The sequence below is a fragment of the Enterobacter cloacae complex sp. 277I4 genome (genome assembly GCF_050031465.1).
In the GTDB taxonomy this organism is placed as follows: Bacteria; Pseudomonadota; Gammaproteobacteria; order Enterobacterales; family Enterobacteriaceae; genus Enterobacter; species Enterobacter cloacae.
The window spans coordinates 1,281,510-1,300,112 of the sequence record NZ_JBLGWC010000001.1 but is presented as its reverse complement, the minus strand read 5'-3'; the positions used below and the strand labels follow the sequence as shown (position 1 = coordinate 1,300,112).

Annotated in this window: 15 protein-coding genes and 1 tRNA gene; 1 reads left to right on the top strand and 15 read right to left on the bottom strand. The window is 52.7% G+C overall.

All coding sequences use genetic code 11. The annotated features are described in order from the left end of the window. Positions 1–75 precede the first annotated feature (75 nt). The 7 genes from ACQG19_RS06215 to ACQG19_RS06185 form a co-directional block, all read right to left on the bottom strand. Entirely contained in the window at positions 76–1,107 is a 1,032-nt protein-coding gene (locus ACQG19_RS06215) for an ABC transporter ATP-binding protein (RefSeq protein WP_040021458.1), read from the bottom strand. A gap of 1 nt (position 1,108) precedes the next feature. Next, a complete protein-coding gene (locus ACQG19_RS06210; protein ID WP_038982839.1) occupies positions 1,109–2,683 on the bottom strand; it encodes an ABC transporter permease in 1,575 nt (524 codons plus the stop codon). Positions 2,684–2,707: 24 nt separating this feature from the next. Then, positions 2,708–3,724 carry an iron ABC transporter substrate-binding protein gene (locus ACQG19_RS06205; RefSeq protein ID WP_108453269.1) on the bottom strand — a complete coding sequence of 339 codons (1,017 nt, stop codon included), beginning with the start codon at positions 3,722–3,724 and terminating at the stop codon, positions 2,708–2,710. A 358-nt stretch (positions 3,725–4,082) separates the two neighbouring features. Then, entirely contained in the window at positions 4,083–4,913 is an 831-nt protein-coding gene (locus tag ACQG19_RS06200) for a CPBP family intramembrane glutamic endopeptidase (RefSeq protein ID WP_045293282.1), read from the bottom strand. 81 nt (positions 4,914–4,994) lie between these two features. Continuing rightward, positions 4,995–5,067: transfer RNA gene (locus ACQG19_RS06195), tRNA-Thr, on the bottom strand. A gap of 508 nt (positions 5,068–5,575) precedes the next feature. Next, on the bottom strand, positions 5,576–5,965 hold the full coding sequence (locus ACQG19_RS06190; RefSeq protein WP_426725858.1) for a S24 family peptidase: 390 nt from the start codon (positions 5,963–5,965) through the stop codon (positions 5,576–5,578). Continuing rightward, entirely contained in the window at positions 5,965–6,204 is a 240-nt protein-coding gene (locus ACQG19_RS06185) for a hypothetical protein (protein WP_196343306.1), read from the bottom strand. Before ACQG19_RS06185 ends, ACQG19_RS06190 begins: the two co-directional genes overlap by 1 nt. A 99-nt stretch (positions 6,205–6,303) precedes the next feature. Between ACQG19_RS06185 and ACQG19_RS06180 the strand changes: the two genes are divergently transcribed. Next, on the top strand, positions 6,304–6,570 hold the full coding sequence (locus ACQG19_RS06180; RefSeq protein ID WP_426725857.1) for a DinI family protein: 267 nt from the start codon (positions 6,304–6,306) through the stop codon (positions 6,568–6,570). Positions 6,571–6,667: 97 nt separating this feature from the next. On the opposite strand, the gene ACQG19_RS06175 is transcribed toward ACQG19_RS06180, so the two are convergent. The 8 genes from ACQG19_RS06175 to ACQG19_RS06140 are packed head-to-tail and all read right to left on the bottom strand — an operon-like array spanning position 6,668 to position 18,565. After that, positions 6,668–8,029, bottom strand: coding sequence for a phage tail protein (locus ACQG19_RS06175; RefSeq protein WP_426725856.1), 1,362 nt, complete (start codon positions 8,027–8,029; stop codon positions 6,668–6,670). Between the two features lie 60 nt (positions 8,030–8,089). After that, positions 8,090–9,055 (bottom strand): DUF6453 family protein, encoded by a 966-nt coding sequence (locus ACQG19_RS06170; protein ID WP_350389311.1) that lies wholly within the window; start codon positions 9,053–9,055, stop codon positions 8,090–8,092. Beyond that, positions 9,056–12,841 carry a phage tail protein gene (locus ACQG19_RS06165; RefSeq protein WP_426725855.1) on the bottom strand — a complete coding sequence of 1,262 codons (3,786 nt, stop codon included), beginning with the start codon at positions 12,839–12,841 and terminating at the stop codon, positions 9,056–9,058. 9 nt (positions 12,842–12,850) lie between these two features. After that, positions 12,851–13,384 carry a tail assembly protein gene (locus ACQG19_RS06160; RefSeq protein WP_058660771.1) on the bottom strand — a complete coding sequence of 178 codons (534 nt, stop codon included), beginning with the start codon at positions 13,382–13,384 and terminating at the stop codon, positions 12,851–12,853. Then, positions 13,327–14,046 (bottom strand): C40 family peptidase, encoded by a 720-nt coding sequence (locus ACQG19_RS06155; RefSeq protein ID WP_054829864.1) that lies wholly within the window; start codon positions 14,044–14,046, stop codon positions 13,327–13,329. Before ACQG19_RS06155 ends, ACQG19_RS06160 begins: the two co-directional genes overlap by 58 nt. Beyond that, positions 14,046–14,750: a phage minor tail protein L gene (locus ACQG19_RS06150; RefSeq protein ID WP_394983095.1), complete on the bottom strand. Its 705-nt coding sequence runs from the start codon at positions 14,748–14,750 to the stop codon at positions 14,046–14,048. The genes ACQG19_RS06155 and ACQG19_RS06150 overlap by 1 nt, the downstream gene beginning before the upstream one ends. 36 nt (positions 14,751–14,786) lie before the next feature. Continuing rightward, positions 14,787–15,140: a phage tail protein gene (locus ACQG19_RS06145; protein ID WP_063161534.1), complete on the bottom strand. Its 354-nt coding sequence runs from the start codon at positions 15,138–15,140 to the stop codon at positions 14,787–14,789. A gap of 2 nt (positions 15,141–15,142) precedes the next feature. Further along, complete coding sequence (locus tag ACQG19_RS06140; protein WP_426725854.1) at positions 15,143–18,565, bottom strand: tape measure protein; 3,423 nt, start codon at positions 18,563–18,565, stop codon at positions 15,143–15,145. Positions 18,566–18,603: the final 38 nt, after the last annotated feature.

Sequence of the window (18,603 nt, the reverse complement as noted above, 5' to 3'; positions counted from 1 at the left end):
GAGAATCTCAGGAAATGCCACACGTTAAGGAAAATTCTTTTATAACAACCCGTTGGATTAAATTACTAACGAACATTAAGAATATTCAAAAACGCGCGCCGTACCAGCAATATCAATACGCACCGCCGCCCCCGGGTGCCATCCAGGCTGACTGACGGTTTTCAGGGTAATCGGCTCCGTTTGTCCGGCTAACGCCAGCGTCAGCGTGGAGAGCTGGCCGGTGAAATCCACATCAACAATCGACACCGGGCTTTCGTGCGCCGCGCATGCCGTCACGTGCAGTTGCTCAGGGCGCAACATCACTCTGCCCTGCCCCGTCGCCTGGGCGTTATCCGTGGGCACCTCGCCCAGCGCGCAGAGCGCATAGCCGCTGGCGAGCTGAGCAGGCAGGATCACCGCATCCCCCAGGAACAGCGCCGTCTCTTCATCCACGGGCTGGCTATAGACCTGATAAGGCGTGCCAACCTGAGTGAAACGTCCGGATCGCATGACCGCCACCTGCGTGGCAAAGGACAACGCTTCGTTTTGATCGTGAGTAACCAGGATCGAGGCCACGCCCGCTTCCGCCAGCAGGTCAGCCGTGGCCTTACGCGTCATGGCGCGCAGGCCGGTATCCAGCGCCGAGAAGGGTTCATCCAGCAGCATCAGGGAAGGACGCTGCGCCAGCGCGCGGGCAAGCGCCACGCGCTGCTGCTGGCCGCCGGAAATCTCATGCGGCCAGTGCGTGGCGAGTTGTCTGTCAAGCGAGACCATCTCCATCAGTGCTTCCACGCGCTGGCGCTTCTCGTGGCGGGTACCGTCTAATCCCCAGGCAATGTTGTCTGCCACATTAAGATGCGGGAAGAGCGCCCCCTCCTGAGGAACAAAGCCAATTTTACGCAGATGCGCGGGAATAAAGTTGTTCTGATCGAACAGGGTTCGGCCCTGCATCACGATACGTCCGCTATCCGGCGTTTCGAACCCGGCAAGGATACGCAGCAGCGTGGTTTTACCCGACCCTGACGGCCCGACAATCGCCGTCCGGCTTCCCGGCGCGACGCTCAGGTTTAAGCTGTCGAGCACCTGCGCATCGGAAAACGATTTAGAAATGGACGTTAATTCAAGCATCTCATAGCCCTGCAATTTTTTTGGACTGCATATAAAGAATGGCGGTCAGCGGAAGTGAAATCAAAATCATCAGCATGGCGTAAGGCGCAGCGGCAACATAATCGATCTCGCTGGTCAGCGCCCAGAAACCGGTGGACAGCGTGCGCGTTCCCAGCGGGGAGAGCAGCAGCGTCGCCGTCAGTTCGTTACTGACGCCAAGGAAGACCAGCGCCGCCCCTGCCGCCGCACCGGGCGCGGCCAATCGCATGGTGACGCTCCACAATGCCTTCGCGGGCGTGCTGCCCAGACTGCGCGCCACGTTTTCGAGCTCCACCGGCGCCTGGGCAATCCCGGCCCGCAGGTTAATGAGCGCACGGGGCATAAACATCAGCAGATAAGCCAGGAACAGCGTAATTTCGGTCTGATAAATCGGACGTGCATAGTGAATGGTGACCGTGACCAGCGCGAGGGCGGTGACGATCCCCGGCAGAGAGCTGGTGATGTAAATGCACCCTTCCAGCATCCGGAAGATGCGGTGCGGATAACGGATACCGAGCCAGGCGATGGGAATGACACAGGCGGTGGTCAGCAGCGCGCCGCCCACGCCGAGCATCAGCGTCTGGCGCAGCGAGTGCCAGAGATCGGCGCTCATCCAGTTCTGTACGCCGCCAAGCCATATCCAGCGACACAGCACAGTGAGCGGTACGCCCAGCGCCAGCACAATCAGCACGAGGAAAAACAGCTGGCCCAACGCCGCAGCAACAGGCTTTAGCGGCCAGCGCGTCTGTTCACGTGCCGCCCCAGCGCCGATGCGCGCATAACGGGCTTTCCCGCGGGTGACCCCTTCCAGCAGCAAGATGGCCAGACAGCATAGCGCCAGCACCCCCGCCAGCATGTTTGCCGCCGGGCCACTGAATGTCGACTGGAACTGGTCGTAAATGGCGGTGGTGAAGGTATCAAAGCGGATCATCACGTACAGGCCATATTCCGCCAGCAGATGCAGGGCCACCAGCAGCGCGCCGCCGCAAATCGCGAGCTTAAGCTGCGGTAACACCACGCGAAAAAAGACCCGCCACGGCGGCGTGCCGAGCGAAGCGGCAACATCTTCAAGCGTTGGATCCAGACGACGCAGCACCGCCGCCACGGGCATATAGATAAACGGGTAGTAGGCTAACACGGAGAGAAACACGCCCGCAGAAAGCCCATGCATGGAAGGCACCACACTCACCCAGGCGTAGCTTTGCACGAACGCGGGGATGGCCAACGGGGCCACCGCCAGCGCAGACCAGATCCCCCGCCCGGCCAGCTGAGTACGTTCCGTCAGCCAGGCTATCGCCACGCCGGTGACGATACAGAGTGGCACCGCTAAGGCCGTCAGCCACAGCGTGTTGCTGAGCAGTTCAGCAACACGCGGGCGAAACACCAACGCCTTAATGGTTTCCCAGCCCGTCTCAATGCCTATGGCAATGATAAAGCCCAAAGGCAGAAGCGCCATTAATGAAAACAGGACAGCTAACGCAACCATCGGCAGCGCAGGACGCCTGCGGGCAGGCTCCCGCACTCTGTTTTTGCCGATGTCGAGACTCAGACCAGACATAGGACGTTCACTTTACTCTCAGGATCACAGCAGGCCAGCTTGCGTCATCAGCTCGATGACTTTTTTACTGTTAAGCGTGGAAGGTTCCACTTTCGGTGCATCCAGCTCGTTCAGCGGCACCAGTTTCGGGTTAGAGGCCGCATTCACGCCCACCGCATATTCAAAGGCGTTATTGGTGCGCAGGCTCTCCTGCCCTTCTTTGCCGGTGATGTATTTAATGAAGGCCTGTGCCTGCGCTTTGTGTTTGCTGGACGCCAGCACGCCGCCGCCGGAGAGGCTAACAAAGGCGCCCGGATCCTGGTGTTTGAAGTAGTAGAGCTTAGTGTTTTTGCTGTTTTCACCCGTTTTGGACTGATCGACAAAACGGTAGTAGTGATAAATCACCCCGCCATCAATCTGACCGGCGTTAACGGCTTTCATCACCGTGCTGTTGCCTTTATAGGCAACGAAATTGGCTTTCATCGCTTTGAGCCACTCAAGGGTGGCCTGCTCGCCTTTCAGGGCCAGCATTGCGCTGACGATCGCCTGGAAATCGGCTCCTGACGGAGAGGCAGCCCAGCGGCCTTTCCACTCGGGTTTAGCCAGATCCATCAGCGATTTTGGCAGCTGCTGCTCGCTCAGTTTTTCCGGGTTATAGACAAATACCGTGCTGCGAGCGGCGATCCCGATCCAGCGGCCGTGTGCCGGACGATACTCCGCCGGTACCTGCTTTAATGTCTCTGCATCTAATGGCGCAAACAGTTTAGCGTTATCAACCAGCACCATTGACGGCGAGTTTTCAGTTAAAAATACATCCGCAGGCGATGCGCTGCCTTCCTGCACCAGCTGGTTGCCCAGCTCGCTGTCATCGCCATTACGCAGCGTGACCTTAATACCCGTTTCTTTGGTAAAACCGTCTACCCACGACTTCACCAGATTTTCATGCTGCGCGTTATAAACAACGATACCTTCGTTGTTATCAGCGGCAAACGATTGAGTTGAAAGGAAAAGTGATGAAGACAACAGGGCAAGCGAGAAGCATGACAGCAGGCGAGAATTCATGAACATATCCTTAATAGACCAACGTGATAAACAACAAAGGGCTGTGTGGGACAGGATTAAAGCATACAACAACGCTAATGATAATTACTATCAATCGAGTTTAGACGTAAAAGTGTAAAATTCGTTTTTAGCAGATTTTAGAATGATAAAAACCCAAATTTTAATGCGAGATAATTTTTAGATTAAGAAAACCTTAAGCCTGACAACAATGAAATTAATTAGCCTTCTATTTATTCTGACGCGAAGGTAAATGTGTTATTCATACCCCCGGCATATATAAAAAAAGCCCCGATGCTTCGGGGCTTTTTATGCTTATCCGGAGGCAGCCAAATTTATAAGGCCACTATTTTAAAAAGCATCATACAGACGCGTGAGGGGCGTACATCGGATAGGTGAAGAACAATAAATGCACGCAGTTCAGCCCAAAATGGAAGAACGTTGCAACCCAGAGCCTGCCGCTCCACATCCACGCCAGGCCGTAAATAATACCGGAGAGGCTGGCAAAAATAATCAGCAGTAAACCGCCGCTATAATGCATTAGCCCAAAAATGAGTGAGGCAATCAACAGTGCTACAACAGGATGCACAACCCGGGACAAGCGCTGCTGCAGATAGCCTCTGAACAAGGCTTCCTCGGCCAAAGAGACGAAGAAAATATTCGCAAGGGCAAATTGAGCAAACCATTCTGGCGCATGCGGCTCAATTCTCAGCCCGCCCAACGCAACAGCCAGAAGTAACAGCGCGGGTATCGCCAATACCAATATTCCCCAGCCGACCTTGCCAGCTTTATAAAGGGGTTTTGCTACGAATAACGTTGGCATGCACGTAATTAAAAAGAACGGCACCACTGCCTTGTCCATATTAAAGTACATACTGAACGGTATGCTTTGCGGACCAACAACGACAGCGTCCAGTACCTTCGGGTTATGGAAGCCAGGGATCGCATGCAAAACCAGGGCAACGGCGATGACCACGCACAGGCCTTCGACCAGATAAGTATATTTATTATTTTTATTACGTAGCCATTCAACAACAGACCAGCCAATAACGATTAATGCAATCACCAGCAGCGCCGGGGCGTCAAGAATGCTCTGTTTCCAGCCGAGAAATGCCGTTAACCCCAGCATCAGGTAAGCCAGGCTTTTATTCAGGGAAAGTGCGGCAAGCGAAGTTGCGAGTAGATACCACATAAATGTCCTTCATGATTGGCATGTACAACAGTGAAACGAATGTCGTGCCGGAGGCATCCCGCGGGGAAGCCATAAATAGGGTGCCGACTACCGGTATCGAACGGGTGACCTACGGATTACACGTCAGTTGCTCTACCTACTGAGCTAAGTCGGCGTTGGTCCGCCACCGGAGCCTCGAACCCCGTACTACAACATCCTGGTTGTCGCTCTTCCCGATGAGCTAGTGGCGGTATGGTGGCTCTGACTGGATCTACGCCAATGACCGGTCGATGGCGGAACAAACGTTCTGACCGACAGGCTACAGAGCCGGGTTCAGAATGATACACATCTGGAATTAACCACGCAAATCAGACGGTTAAAAGCTGGCACAGAGTGAAGGTTCGGTAGCGGTTGGTCGGTCCGGGGAAGAGTGGGCTGGATTAAGCGCTGAGACTAAATGGCACGCCCTGTAGGATTCGAACCTACGACCTACGGCTTAGAAGAACGTAGAGTACTATTTAATACACTGTAATGTCATTAGTTTTTCCGCGCTCGCGCCGGATTTGTGTCATTACGTGTCGTTACATGCTTCTGCGTTTCGTTATGGTTCATCAATGCATGACACATCTGTGACACAGAGAATGCACAGCCATGCCGCCGGGCATAGCTATGCCCTTTCCCCATCACATCACCGGGCAGTCGTCGAACTCACCCGATCGCGCATCGTTGATGATGTAGGTGATCACCCCGAACACTGGCCTGTCCGAATCTGCCATCTCATCCTTTTGTCGTAACAACTCCCTATTACCATTTTCGAGATTCTCCAGGTGAGGCTCTGGGTGGGTGCGATACCGTTTAATGCGGAACTCGCCGCCGTCAGCGCAAACCAGTAGTGAACCATCACATGGAGACAGTGACGCGTCGACAACCAGCAAAGCACCGTTGAGGATACCTTCCCGGTAATGCGTTGCACCGGCCCGCATAAAGTACGTAGCCGCTGGCCTGGTGATGATGCGCTGGTCAAGTGATATACGCTGTTCAACGTAATCCGTAGCCGGCGAAGGAAAGCCCATCAGAATACCCTCCCCATGTTACGCAAGATCCAGTAGCGATTGTCGCTTCCGTCAGTCGTCTTATCTGCGAAGCCTGGCTGGTATCGCTCGATCCATGCATTTGCATCTGCAACGCTGAAATGCCAGTGCCTTTCCTGCAGTTCAGCGATGAATTTGTCTGTATGCAGGCAGAGATAGCCCTTCGGGTTTTGCTGTATGGCCGCAATAAAAGCAGCACGAATATCCGGTTGACGAGGCATTAACACACCCTCACTCACTTATTGACTGTATGCATATACAGTAGTATTTTTGCAAAAACAGATCAAGTACAGGCAATTTTCATTCATGAGAGGATCGGTATGTTTGTTGAACTGGTTTATGACAAGCGTAATGTTGAGGGGCTAGAAGGGGCCAGAGAAATCATTCTGGCCGAGCTGACGAAGCGCGTGCACCAGATTTTCCCTGACGCAGAAGTGAAGGTTAAGCCGATGCAGGCGAACGCCTTAAACAGCAACGCCAGCAAAAGTGATCGTGAAAAGTTAAACCGCATGCTGGAGGATATGTTTGAAGAGTCAGATATGTGGCTTGTATCTGAATTCCCTACCGTTCGCCAGGTTGGCCTTTAAATTTTACTCGGTTAATATTCCCCACGTTTGCTCGGGCATGAACACTGAGCAACCAGCCGCCGCCCGTCATATGTAATAGCGGTCGGCGGCTTCTTCTTCACGAGCCTTGTTTTTGTTCAGCTGATAATGCAATGGAGTCTTCTAAAGCATTTTTTGCAGCCAGTTGCTTTGTATTCCAGATACTATCAGCTGGCATTTCTACACGTACACTGACGAATTGGTCTGCCGGGATATCGGCTGGTTCCCCGTCAGTCAGCCCCTTAATTTCATTGCGAGCAAATGCTGGCGCGTTTGGGTGAGTTCGATGATACGTTTTCACCAGAACAGAACCGTCAGCATTCACGTCATAATCCAGCCAGATTAACGGCTGTTTGTTCCGATCGGTTGGTACGTCAAAACCGCCGTCGATTCCTCCCCAGGAGGCGTCTGCATTCAGACCAGTGCAGCCTTCGATCAGGTATTCTCCGGTGCCCATGCGTGTAACAGCACAACCCTCTGACTCATCGTTGAGCTGGAATGAGCCATCGCTATAGACCTGCACAATCGGAGAGGCGGCTTTAAGTGTGCCGTCGCTGGCCTTTGTGGTGTTATACGTGGTGTAAAATTCCTGCCACCCCGGAGTGGCCACATTTTCTGCCTGCGTTCGGTACCAGATACGCCCACCTTTAGCCAACCCAAGACCTGTCGCGTATATCTGCGTAATCGAATTCTTTCCGCCACGCATTCTGAAAAACTGGCCATACTTTGATGCGTCGGTCGGAAAATTCCCCGTTGTATCAGCTGTTGTCTGCCAAAGTCCCGTGGGCTCAGAAAAATAGTCAATACCGGATGAAACAGGTGTTCCTGAAGCTGTATTTCCCTCCCCGATTCCGAACCCACCTACTACCAGCAATCGTCCTGCAGTAGAATCGGTAACTGATGTCTGAAACGTCGCCGTTGCACCACTTCCCAAACCGAGGTTTGTGCGAGCGTCAGCAGCATTCTTTGCACCTGTTCCACCCTGACTGATACCAAGTGCGGTAGTCAGGCCGCTCAGGCTGGTAATGTCACTGTTAGCACCTTTCTTGGCCAGTGATTTTTGACCTGGTACGGTAACGGCAGTGCCATTGATAGTGATGGTGACATCAGATGTCCCGTTCATCACATCAGCAAAGCCGCTCATGTAGCGTTGATACATTGTGAAGGTTTCAGCGATGTCCTGCGCAAGACCATCCACACTCAAACTGTCGCTCAGAAGAATGGCATATTTGGTTCCCGCAGGGATAGCAGGGTTAGCAGCTGGCGTAATGGTGAGAGAGGTTGCGCCGCCGATGGCGGTAATCTGAAAAACCTGCACTGGACTGGTCATTGCAATAACGGTGCAGCCGTTGCGGATCAGAGAACCTGCGGCGGTAAAATTAGTACCTGTGCCGGTGACATTGTTACCACTAATAGCAATGGTGCCTGTTGTGTAAATCATATTATCTCCAGGTAATAAAAAACCCCGCCGGAGCGAGGTTGATTTAATTAGGCAGTGTATTCAGACGTACATATCGGGCAGAACCGGAAGGCTGAGCGACGTCACCGTGTTATTACCGAAAATGGCATATTGCTCGCGCCCAAGATATTTTCCGCCCTGAACTGAAGCGTTGCCGTTCTGTATTTTTATTCCGAACATTCGATATACATACATGCCGTTTACCGTATGCACCATTAGCCCAAACCTACCCAGCGGAACATATCCGTTACCGATGCTCACGGCACTTGTAGAAGGGGTCCAGAGTTGGTTGAGGTATACGAATGGTCGTTTTGTGGTTGAAAAGGTACAGGCCCCTGCAGCATTGAAAATATTGAGGCCGATACCAGCCTGCGGCGCTACACCACTGGCGAAGATAACGATGTCTATCGTGCCGGTCGCGGGAGCGTCATCGTTCGTGGACGGAGGGCTGAAGAACCTGACCGTGTTACCGTCGAAGTCAATCGTGTTACCACTGTTACAGCGCCCGAAAACAACATACTTCGACTTGTCGTATCCTGCTATCGTGGGAACCGCCCACCCCCCGGTCGGAACATTAACGGTACCCTTCCATATACACTGCCCTGACTGCGTGGCATTGGTTATCGAGGTGAAGTCAGTACTGTCGCTGATAAGCAGGCCCACCCCGCTTCGCTGACCTGTCGGAAATATCTGCCAGACACTACCGGGAAACGTATAGGTGCTATCTCTTTCACTAATGCCCAGAGCCTGCATTCTCGAATTCTGCGTAACCCTGCCACCAGAGATGGTGATGGAATTCATTTTATGCCACAGCCCCGCATCAACATAGGCAGTCGCATGCGGTATAAACAGCACCTGCGCACCTGAAACATAACCGGCAATATCCACATACTTTGATTTCTGGTAGCCAGTATCAAAGCTTGCACCAAACGACGGGCATCTCAGGCCCGCAGTTATCTCCATGCGCTTTCCGCCGTCATTTAGTTCTATCAGTAGTCCTGTCGGCATTTATGTCCACGTCCCCAGTACGATGCGGCCGCCACCCGGAATATTAATGGTTACGCCATTACCATTAATCACCGTTGTGTTGCCGGAGCCATTGAAAGAAAAATTACCGTTTGTGGCGTAAATCGAGCCGCGAACGGTCACGTTGTTAAACGTCGCGTAGCCAGATTTGTTGATGTGCCAGCCAACATTTCCGGTGCCGTCCCATGTTGAAGACTGAATATAGCTGCCGATTTTGGCATTGCTGATGGTACCGTCCTGGATGAACGTATCCCGGATGAAGGTCTGTCCGTTCTGGATTACGAACGGCAACGACACCGCCCCACCAGCCTGCGCCATTACCGCGAAACGGTCAGCCACAAACAGCACCTGTGATTGCATGCCGGATGGCGTATTCTGAACACCAATCCCCATCCCTGCTGCATACTGATTACCATTAGAATCAATAGCGACCTTGATGCTGTACATCGCATTCAGGTTGTTATTGATGTCCGCTGATACCTGCGCGTTCTGGACAATCGCTGCAGACTGACCGTTAACCGTGACCTTTAGCGAATTGATTTGCGTAGCAGACGCCTGGGTAAAATCAGCAAGTGTCTTCGACAAGTCAGTGACATTCGCCGTGTTCCCACCGGTGCTGGAATCCAAAACGCGCAATGACTCAGCGACAGCTTTACTGGCGTCGGCCATCACATTGTCTACTCGATCGATACTGGCTTTGTTATCTCCATACTGGACGCTCAGGAGGTTGCGCTGGTTAACCTGCGCGATCGTACTGGTGATCAGCGCGATAGCATTGTTCTGAATACCGCCGCTGGCCTTATCAGTTTGTGCACCCAGCTCTTCCAGGCGTGATGCCATTGAGGAATCGAGGTCCGTGACAACCTGGCTAAGGTCAGTGATTGATGCTGTATTCTGAGCACCTACAGCAGCTGCTGAATCAGCTTTGTCAGATGCGGCCTGAGTGGCAGCCGTCAATTGACTTACCGCAGAAGCGCGAGTTTCAGTTTCCGTTGCTAACGCCTGGCGAACATCAGTAATACCCGCTTCATTCTGGGCAGTTTTCGCCTCTAGACGAGTAACATCCGTGACGCGGGCTTCCGTCTCAGTGGCGATCACATCCCGGAGCTGTTCGAATGTCGCAGAGTTAGCCCCCTGCTGCGCAGTCTGACGCACAACAACATCAGCAATAGCCAGGGCGTTCCCAATGATTGCTTCTGCTGTCTGCTTATTCGATCCAACCGCCGCTGCAAGACCGTTTGCATTCTCTTTGATTGCATCAGCCAGTTCTGCGAACTTTTCACTGCTCTCCACCGCGCTCTCGATCAGGTCTTTGAACGTATCAGTCTCTTTAATCTCCTCCAGGATTGCATTGGTGATATCACTGAAGTCGTCCGTTGGTTTTCCAGAAGCCTCTACAAATCCTGAAACGCCAAATGCATTACGAGTTCGAACATAAACGTAATAAACATGGTCAAACTTAAGTTTTTGGATGGTCCACTGATTGCCACGGCCAAGGAATTGAGCTTTATTCTCAATGTCGTCGGACAATGGAATCGGAGTCTCACCTGCGTACCAAAATTCAAAAGAAGTATCAGATGTGGCAGTAACAGACATGACCGGAACTAAAGTGGCCTGAAGTGGGCCAGGTATCCACTGAACCGAGTTCGGGGGATTAGGCGCTCCGATAATCAGGCTTACCTGAGTCTCAGCGCCTTTCATTCCATTTTCGTTTCGACCACGAACCCCAAGCGTGTAACTTCCTGCATTCAGGCCGTAAAACTCATATCGGAACTGATCGGTCTCATACTGCGCAACTAATTTCCCATCAGCACTGTAAACGTACAGTTCAAACATCAGCTTTTTAGTGGTTGTAGCTGTTTCCCAGGTTGCTGTGACCTGAATGGTCTCAGAATTTGTGTTAATGATGCGCAGATTTTCAATGTTTGGCACACGGTAGCCATTAAGGGTATCGCTGGGAATGTCAAAAACAGCCCCCTCATCAACAATGGCCTGCTTATTTGGATCGTGCTGGGAGGCCGTAATGCTGTATACGGAATTATTTTCGGTCTCCGCAACGCTGAGGATACGGAATAAACGAGTCGAGACGCTGCTGGTAGAAATGGCAAAAACCGTTCCATCCCGCACCCATGATGGAGTCGTCTTCAGGGTCACGACGTTGTTTGCAACACCGTCAATAACGTACTTCACGAACTTACCATTGCTACCCATGATAGACATGGTATCCCCACCGCCGATAAGCGAGGAGTCAACAGCATCAACGGTAATTTTATTGCCTGAATGCGACATTATTCTGCCGCCGAGGCGTGCGCCGGCATAGTTGTTGTCCATGATTTCAACTATGTCGCCAGGAGTGAAATGGATGGCGTCACGGGGCATCTGGAAAGTTAATCGGCTGCTCTCACGCTTTGCTGTTTCAAGTAGCCACTTACCTGCTCGCCATGCCTGCCCGCGCGAGGTACACCCGAAAGCCTCAAGGATAGTCTCGTTGTAATTTCCACGTGCAATCATGTCGTCATCGGATACGTACTCTTTTACCTGCTCCCAACCGTTATCCGGGTCGGTCCATGACACCACCACTGCATTGTATTTCTCAGAGCGCTTCACAGAGCTTCGCTTGAAGTTGCCATCAACCACGTTAGCATTCGTGATTGTCGCAATCGGATCTTGTGGCGCATCCAGCATGACAGACAGGCGCACACCGTCCCACAATGCAATTCCACGGAACATGCTCGCTATCTTGTCGAGAATGTCTCTCGCACTAGCCTGCTCTGTGATGTAGGCGTTTAGCGTCATGCGTGGTTCTTTTCCGCCGTACCCATCATCAACAAGCTGATCGCAATACTGAGACAGCACATACAGCGCACCGTCATCAACATCGATGTAGCCAGCGCGCTTAGCCAGACCAAAGCGGGAGTTCTTTGCCAGTTCTCTGAACAACCAGGCAGGGTTATTTGTCCATGCCTGTTTGAAACCACCCGTCCACAATCCGGAGTAAGTTCGGGCGATTGGGTCATAATTGTCTGGTACAGACACAATCAGTCCGCGAAGATGGTAAGTGCGGCTTGGGGTGTCGGTGTACTGGTCGCGGTCAATAACGGCGCCTGCGATGGCTGAATATGGATAGCTCAGGTTGTCATCGGTGATTTCACTGCAGCTATTCCAGATAGTTCCGTTGGACAGCAAATCACTGCTGCTGTCGGGCGTAATGCGGCGAACGCGAATATCAAACGGCTTGATATCCGGAGCATCAATCAGATGGGCCTCAAGATATTCGCCTGATATCTTCCCGGTGATGGTCACGGTCTTTTCAATAACCCAGCCTGAAGCGCCAGTTCTGCTCTCCAACACCAGAGTGACGGACGTGTTTTTCTGATTGCCTTTGGTGTCCTGCTCGACCAGTCCGGTCACACCAACGTTAAACCGCACCCGGGTAACGTCCTGATCGGTTATGGTGCGAACCAGCGGAGTATCATAGGTTACTTCGGTGTTTACGATGGTGGTCGCTTCAATAGCAGAGAAGCCATTAATGGGGGATTGCGTTTCAGAGCCGGGGCGCCAGGCGACGCTGACACCATTTACGCTGACACTGCCTGTCGCATCAGTTACGGGAGTCTTATTGAGCTTGAATGATGACAGGTGTTCCTGATCAACGGGACCGTAGATAGGCCCTTCGCTGATGAGATCCAGTACCCGGTAAAATTGCTTTGACTTGAGGTTATCGTCGAGGAGTTTGGGGGTTGATGCTTTGCCGCCGCCTGAAGACATAATGCCACCTTAGCTAATAGATTCCGTCCAGTCCTGGTTGTTGCTTGTGTCAATACCGAGTGAAATTACGTTCGAACCGACCTCCATTTCTCCCAGTAGGAGTGGCACCGCGCGCCCCTGCCCCACCCGGTTCTCAGCACTGGTAAATGAGTTATTTGTGAGCGTATTGGTCTCTGCGGCTTCTGCGGAGTTTTTTGTCTTCATGTTGCGTGACATGTAGATGGAGTAAGCAACCGAGGCGGCAGACAGCACCAGTGAGCCAATGAGAACTATCGTACTGGTCTCAAGTCCCGCCCCCTCAATCACCGGGACGAACAGCACTACAGAGCCATCCTTCAGGCGCCGATCCATGTGCCACTGCACCGAAGACGTTTCAACATCCTCACCCGCCACTCGCATTCTTACTCTGGCGTTCAGGAATGCTTTTTTGAACTCATGATTCTGAGCAAGCAAAAGACGAATGCCCTGGGCAGGGGTATCAACGCTCAGCTCGACTTTGCGGAAATGTCGGCGTAAATGCCCTGCAAATTTAAAGATGAGCACTGTTCATGTCTCCATATGGAATGCATCTGCTTAACGTATGCCGGGCGCATTTGCTCTCTCCGGCTTAAATGCCCTGAGCAATCGTGGTGAAGAACCATATTGTCATCGAGCAGAATCATTGCGTGGCAAGGGTCAGCTCCGGGGAATGGTTGCCTGATTATTACGTCACCTGGCAGCGCTTCTCCCGGCGATACCTGATTGAAGCCATTGCGCGACATGTTGTTCAGATAAAGGTTCTCCCCTCTCAGCCACCAGCCATTCGTCCTTTCGAAGTCAGGGAGGTCAATGCCACACAGGTGATACGCATCACGGAATAGCGTGTAACAATCAGTCACTCCGTGCTCGAACCGCCTCCCCAAAAGGTAATCCACCGGCCTGAACGTTCTGATTTTCCCGTTACAGGCCAGCACCCATGGAAGGCCCGATGCAACCTGGCATTTACGGTCGGCGCCGGACAGAACCGGGCTGTTCATTGGGTGAGAGTGAAATACCGCAGTCACCTCTCCAGCCTCCTCGGCCGCCAGCCACTCATCATCACTGATTCGGAAGTGCTTTCCAGGCTCCGGGTGAACATTCCGACAGCGGAACAACTGCCCGCCATCCAGGATTAAGCCGCACACCTCATCCTGCGACGATGCCGCATAATCGAGTAATTCTTGCATCATGAAACCTTCTGAGAGCCGGGGAAGCTGCTGATTGGCATTGGTTCCGGTCGTGGATAACGGAAGCGGCAGCCGCTACGGCGGTGAGAGCACTTATCTTTCGCCGGGTCAGTGGTTGGATTGTCGCGCTCATCTGCAACCGGCGGCCCGTCATATCCGCACCCGACGCCGCGATACAGCCACTGGCAGACGTCGGCAAGGATGGTTCGCGCCGGGATGATAGCGTTGTCGCAGTCAATCGGTGTCGCCAGCGTGTAAGTGACCTGCTCGAATGTCTCTTCGGTCATCTCTTCCACAACGTAGCGGGAAACCGCTTCCTGCGTCGGATCTGCGTCAGGGTTGCCATTGGGGAAGTTCACCGCGTCCAGGTATTTCACCGGAACCTGACGGCGGGTGATCACCACCCCAAGCATGTCGTCGAAGTCATGGTTTATGCCCGTCAGTAAACCCGTGACGTTCGCCACCACCATTGTTGGCCGGGCATATGTGCCTTCGTTCTTTGACTCGAACCCTTCGACTGCTATCGGGTATGCCTGATACTGATTCCCCTTCCAGATCACATTTCCGTAATATCCATTGGTGCCGGAATGGAACCGGATAAGGTCTCCGCCGTATGGCTGCAGGTCTGCTTCAAAAAGGTCGATGAAAGCCCCGACTCCCGCATCGACACTATCGATAATTAAATTCACTGGTATGTCGCGCACGGCAAACTCCCATTTAAAAAGCCACCCTTGGGTGGCTTATCTTGGCACTTGTTCAAATGTGGCCGTTAGTTCGTATAGCGGCCCGGTCTTTGTCATGCTCCATGAGCGGCAAACAAACAGTTTTTGCACTCCAGTATCAGATGGCGTCCAGTAGAAAGACTGCACCGCCATACGTGCCTTGAGGAAAGCATCGGCAGCTTTCGCAGCATTAGGCCTTGAGCATTTCGCATCATCCACGCCTGTGAATGTCAGCGAGTATTTATCCATCAGAGGGTTAATGCCCTTCGTTTGGCGCTGCTCATAACCATCACCAAGCTTAACAACAGCGACATTAGGTGTCCGTTCTGCCGAGTAGCCTTTCTGTGGTGACCAGGTAAATATCTCTGGCACGATTACCTCCGTAGTAATCCATTCGGACGCTGCTGGTCTCGGATGGTGTTCAGGCTTACCTGCTTCATCATCTGCGACATCTTCGCCATGGTGGCATCATCAATGCCACCAGTTGTGTTGATTTCAAAGGTGATGTGCTGGACGACGCTACCGCCAACACTGCCACTACCCTGCATATCCCGGTTGCTAATCACCCTACCGTTGTCACCGGGAATCATGTACTGGCTGCCGTTGTTAGCCTGGTAGATTTCCGGCTTCCCACCCTCGCCCACGCGGTACATAGAATTGGCGTTGACCGGGCCGCCGTGCTCGCGGGCGCCAGCAACCGCCATCCCTTTGGCCGCCAGCAGTGAGCCAGCATAAGCCGTCTGACCAACAGCAGCAGCGCTCCCCATTGTTGCAATAGAAGCACTCATTGCCGCAGGAGCCCACGCCGAAGCAGCAACAGTGGCCTGAGCCATCGTGGATGCAAGTGATGCAGTCGCAGCGGCCTGACCCATCAACTGACTCTTGACCCACTCGATCCCCATCTGAACAAGACTATCGACAACGCTGCTGAGAATTGTCGTGCCAATGTTGGCGAAGGACTCCTGCAGGCTTTGGGTGCCGTTAATCAGACCGGTAATGGCATTAGTTGCGCCACTCTGAAGGGAGTCTACAGCGTCAGCCATGAGCTGGTTGGTGGTGCTCTGATTGCGATAGATTTCCCATTGGGCAGCGATACGGGCCTGCTCGTATTGTGTATTGGCAGCATTCATCAGTTCGAGGCCACGTTGAGTGATTTGGCCCTTTTGCGTTTCAAACTGTTGAATGAGAGCCAATTGCTGGGCATGCTGGTTTTCCAGCTGCTGAACAGGATCAATCTCACCCAAGGCTGATTGTTGCGGAGTAACAACCTGTTGAGCTCGAATCTTAGCCAGATTTACCTGGTGATTTTCCTCCAAACGTTCGGCAGTTTTATTGTACTGATCCTGGTTAATCTTCTTGGCTGCCAAGGCTGTTTTCAGATCCTCAACATCCTGCTTATAGCTGGCGTTTTCGCGCGCTTCCGGTAGAAGCTTTTGCGCGGCAGCCTCGGCCTTGATGGCATTGGCCGTATCCCATTTCTCTGCAGCATACTGCCGAGCCTGTGCGATCTGGGCCTGAGTTGCGCCTTTCCCAAGAGATTGCTCGGCATTAAGCATGGCCTGCTCTCTGCTAAGTTCTTGAGTTGACCCTGCCGCCAGTTCTGCTTGCTGCTTTAGGTTCGCCAGCTTCTGAGCAACAGATTCAGCAGAAGACGCTGATTTTTTCCCCTGCTGCTCACTCTCTTGTTGAGATTTTTTTCTGGCTTCTTCTGACTTCTCTAAATCATAATTTTCAGCAGCCAGCCTGCCAGCTGCAGAGATTTGATTCTGATTGTCAGTGACCCTGGCAGCCTGCATCCTGGCTTTGGCTATCGCCCGCGCTCTCTCATCCTGAATTTTAAGTAATTCATTCTGCTCTTCCAGAGTAGCGATAACTTTATCGCCCTCCTTGGTCGCGGGAGATATCTGCAGCGCTTTGGGGTCGAAGCTTTTTCCAGCCTGATTAGCTCGGTTTATTTCATCAGCTGTCTCTCCAAAGGCTTTCGCTACGGCACCCTGAACCTGCTCAAGAGACCAAGATTTTTCGATGAGTTGATCATGAACTCCCATCGCCGTGAGCATGTTGTTCGTGAGCGTGCGAGTCGCCTCTGAGGCGGTTTCTTCTGTTCGGGATAATTTATCTTTAGCGGCCTCAAGGTCTCGCGTCTTACGAGCCAGTTCATCAGACACTTCCGCCTGTTGGCGGGCGAAGTCTGTACCTTGCCCCATAGATTCAGCAACTTCCTGCGCTGCCGGGGTAAAGTTCTGATATCTGTCTCTCAGCGAGTCAACTTCACCCTGCAGGTCTGCAACAGCCTCTTTCTGGGCTCGTATAGAATTATTGGCATCTGCAATCGTGCCGCGCAGTTGGGTGTTACTCATTGACGTCATTGACGCATTTAGCTTATCCAGACCGTCAGCAAAGGCGATCGCCTCCTCTTTTGCCTGCTGGGCTTTCTGCCAGAAATAGAAGATCGCTCCGGCAGCGAGCATAGCCGCCCCCGCTGGACCACCTATGAGGGCAAGAGCATTACGAGCAAGTCCAATACCAGCAGATGCTGCACGTGCCGCCGCCGCCGCCCTTGCTGATGCGGCAGCCTGGACTGTTTCAGCCTCAGTAAGAGCGAGAGATACGGTAGTTGCCCGAGTTTTTGCAGCTATTAGGGCATCAAGCGCTAACATTTCAGCAGCGCTACCTTTGGCCACGTTATATTCAGCCTGGGCCAGAGCGAGAGACGAAAGAGCAGCCTCTTTATCAGCCAGAGCCTTACGCTGAGCAGAATTAGCGGCAACCAAAGCTGCTTGTGCCGCCTGACTCTCTGCAACAGCCTGCTTACGAGATGCTGCGATATCAGCGATTTTCGCGGAGGTAGCCATGGTCAGAGCGCCGACATACCGCGCGCCCATTACGCCAGCAACAATCGTGAGCGTAGTGCTGAGAGCGTCCAGGTTTTCACTGAGAGAAATTACTGAATCACTGAATATTTTTACGCCAGTTTTTACTGTGGCATTCTCGCCAAAGAATTTCGTGATATTGTTGTTGGCAATTTCAAGAGACTGGCTGATCGTCGCAGTAGTTTTAGCGAACTCCTGTCCAATTTTATCGCCCTGAGAGAGCAGGCCATTAACGATCACCTCAGTGGTTAACTTGCCCTCTGCAGCCATGTTTCTGAGCGCCCCGATGCTGACATTCATAGAGTCAGCCAGAGCAATCATGAGCCGGTTCCCCTGCTCGTTCACAGAGTTAAATTCATCACCCCTCAATGCTCCGGACGCCAGCCCCTGAGCAAGCTGAATGATTGCATTGCTTGCCTCCTCGGCTGTTGACCCTGACACCACGAAACCCTGGTTAATAATGGTTGTCAGCCTGGTAATGTCCTCTACACTGACGCCATAACTTCTTGTTGAACGCTCCAGACGCGCATAGAGTGTGGCCGTGGCATCAAGACCTGAGCGAGTCTTTTGAGAGATGTCAAAAACACGCTCTGTGACATCAGCCAGCGTTTCAAACGGCGGTACGGAATCCCTGACGGCATTTGCCAGTTTATTGCTGAGGTCCTGCCATGCCTGAGCATATGCGCCAACCTGCTGGACAGAAAGAGCGGCAATGAGCGCTTTCGCGACGCCAGTTAAGCTGGACATAGTGCCTTCAATCGAAGACAGAGAGCGTTCGGTGCGGTTTAAACCAGCCTCAAGACGGCCCATACTCCCATTGAGGCCATTCAGCGCATCATCAATATCCCGACGACCCTGAAGAAGGCGAGCCGTGTCCATATCCACTTCGTAAACGATCGTTCCAGCGCTGACGGTACCAGCCATATTGTTTTCTCCTGGCAATAAAAAACCTCGCCTGAGCG

What these genes read in the sequence shown, in the direction of transcription:
- ACQG19_RS06175 (WP_426725856.1), bottom strand. Translation starts at nt 8,029, where the DNA reads ATGATTTACACAACAGGCACCATTGCTATTAGTGGTAACAATGTCACC.
- ACQG19_RS06165 (WP_426725855.1), bottom strand. Translation starts at nt 12,841, where the DNA reads ATGTCTTCAGGCGGCGGCAAAGCATCAACCCCCAAACTCCTCGACGAT.
- ACQG19_RS06215 (WP_040021458.1), bottom strand. Translation starts at nt 1,107, where the DNA reads ATGCTTGAATTAACGTCCATTTCTAAATCGTTTTCCGATGCGCAGGTG.
- ACQG19_RS06190 (WP_426725858.1), bottom strand. Translation starts at nt 5,965, where the DNA reads ATGGGCTTTCCTTCGCCGGCTACGGATTACGTTGAACAGCGTATATCA.
- ACQG19_RS06140 (WP_426725854.1), bottom strand. Translation starts at nt 18,565, where the DNA reads ATGGCTGGTACCGTCAGCGCTGGAACGATCGTTTACGAAGTGGATATG.
- ACQG19_RS06180 (WP_426725857.1), top strand. Translation starts at nt 6,304, where the DNA reads ATGTTTGTTGAACTGGTTTATGACAAGCGTAATGTTGAGGGGCTAGAA.
- ACQG19_RS06155 (WP_054829864.1), bottom strand. Translation starts at nt 14,046, where the DNA reads ATGCAAGAATTACTCGATTATGCGGCATCGTCGCAGGATGAGGTGTGC.
- ACQG19_RS06170 (WP_350389311.1), bottom strand. Translation starts at nt 9,055, where the DNA reads ATGCCGACAGGACTACTGATAGAACTAAATGACGGCGGAAAGCGCATG.
- ACQG19_RS06210 (WP_038982839.1), bottom strand. Translation starts at nt 2,683, where the DNA reads ATGTCTGGTCTGAGTCTCGACATCGGCAAAAACAGAGTGCGGGAGCCT.
- ACQG19_RS06185 (WP_196343306.1), bottom strand. Translation starts at nt 6,204, where the DNA reads ATGCCTCGTCAACCGGATATTCGTGCTGCTTTTATTGCGGCCATACAG.
- ACQG19_RS06200 (WP_045293282.1), bottom strand. Translation starts at nt 4,913, where the DNA reads ATGTGGTATCTACTCGCAACTTCGCTTGCCGCACTTTCCCTGAATAAA.
- ACQG19_RS06205 (WP_108453269.1), bottom strand. Translation starts at nt 3,724, where the DNA reads ATGAATTCTCGCCTGCTGTCATGCTTCTCGCTTGCCCTGTTGTCTTCA.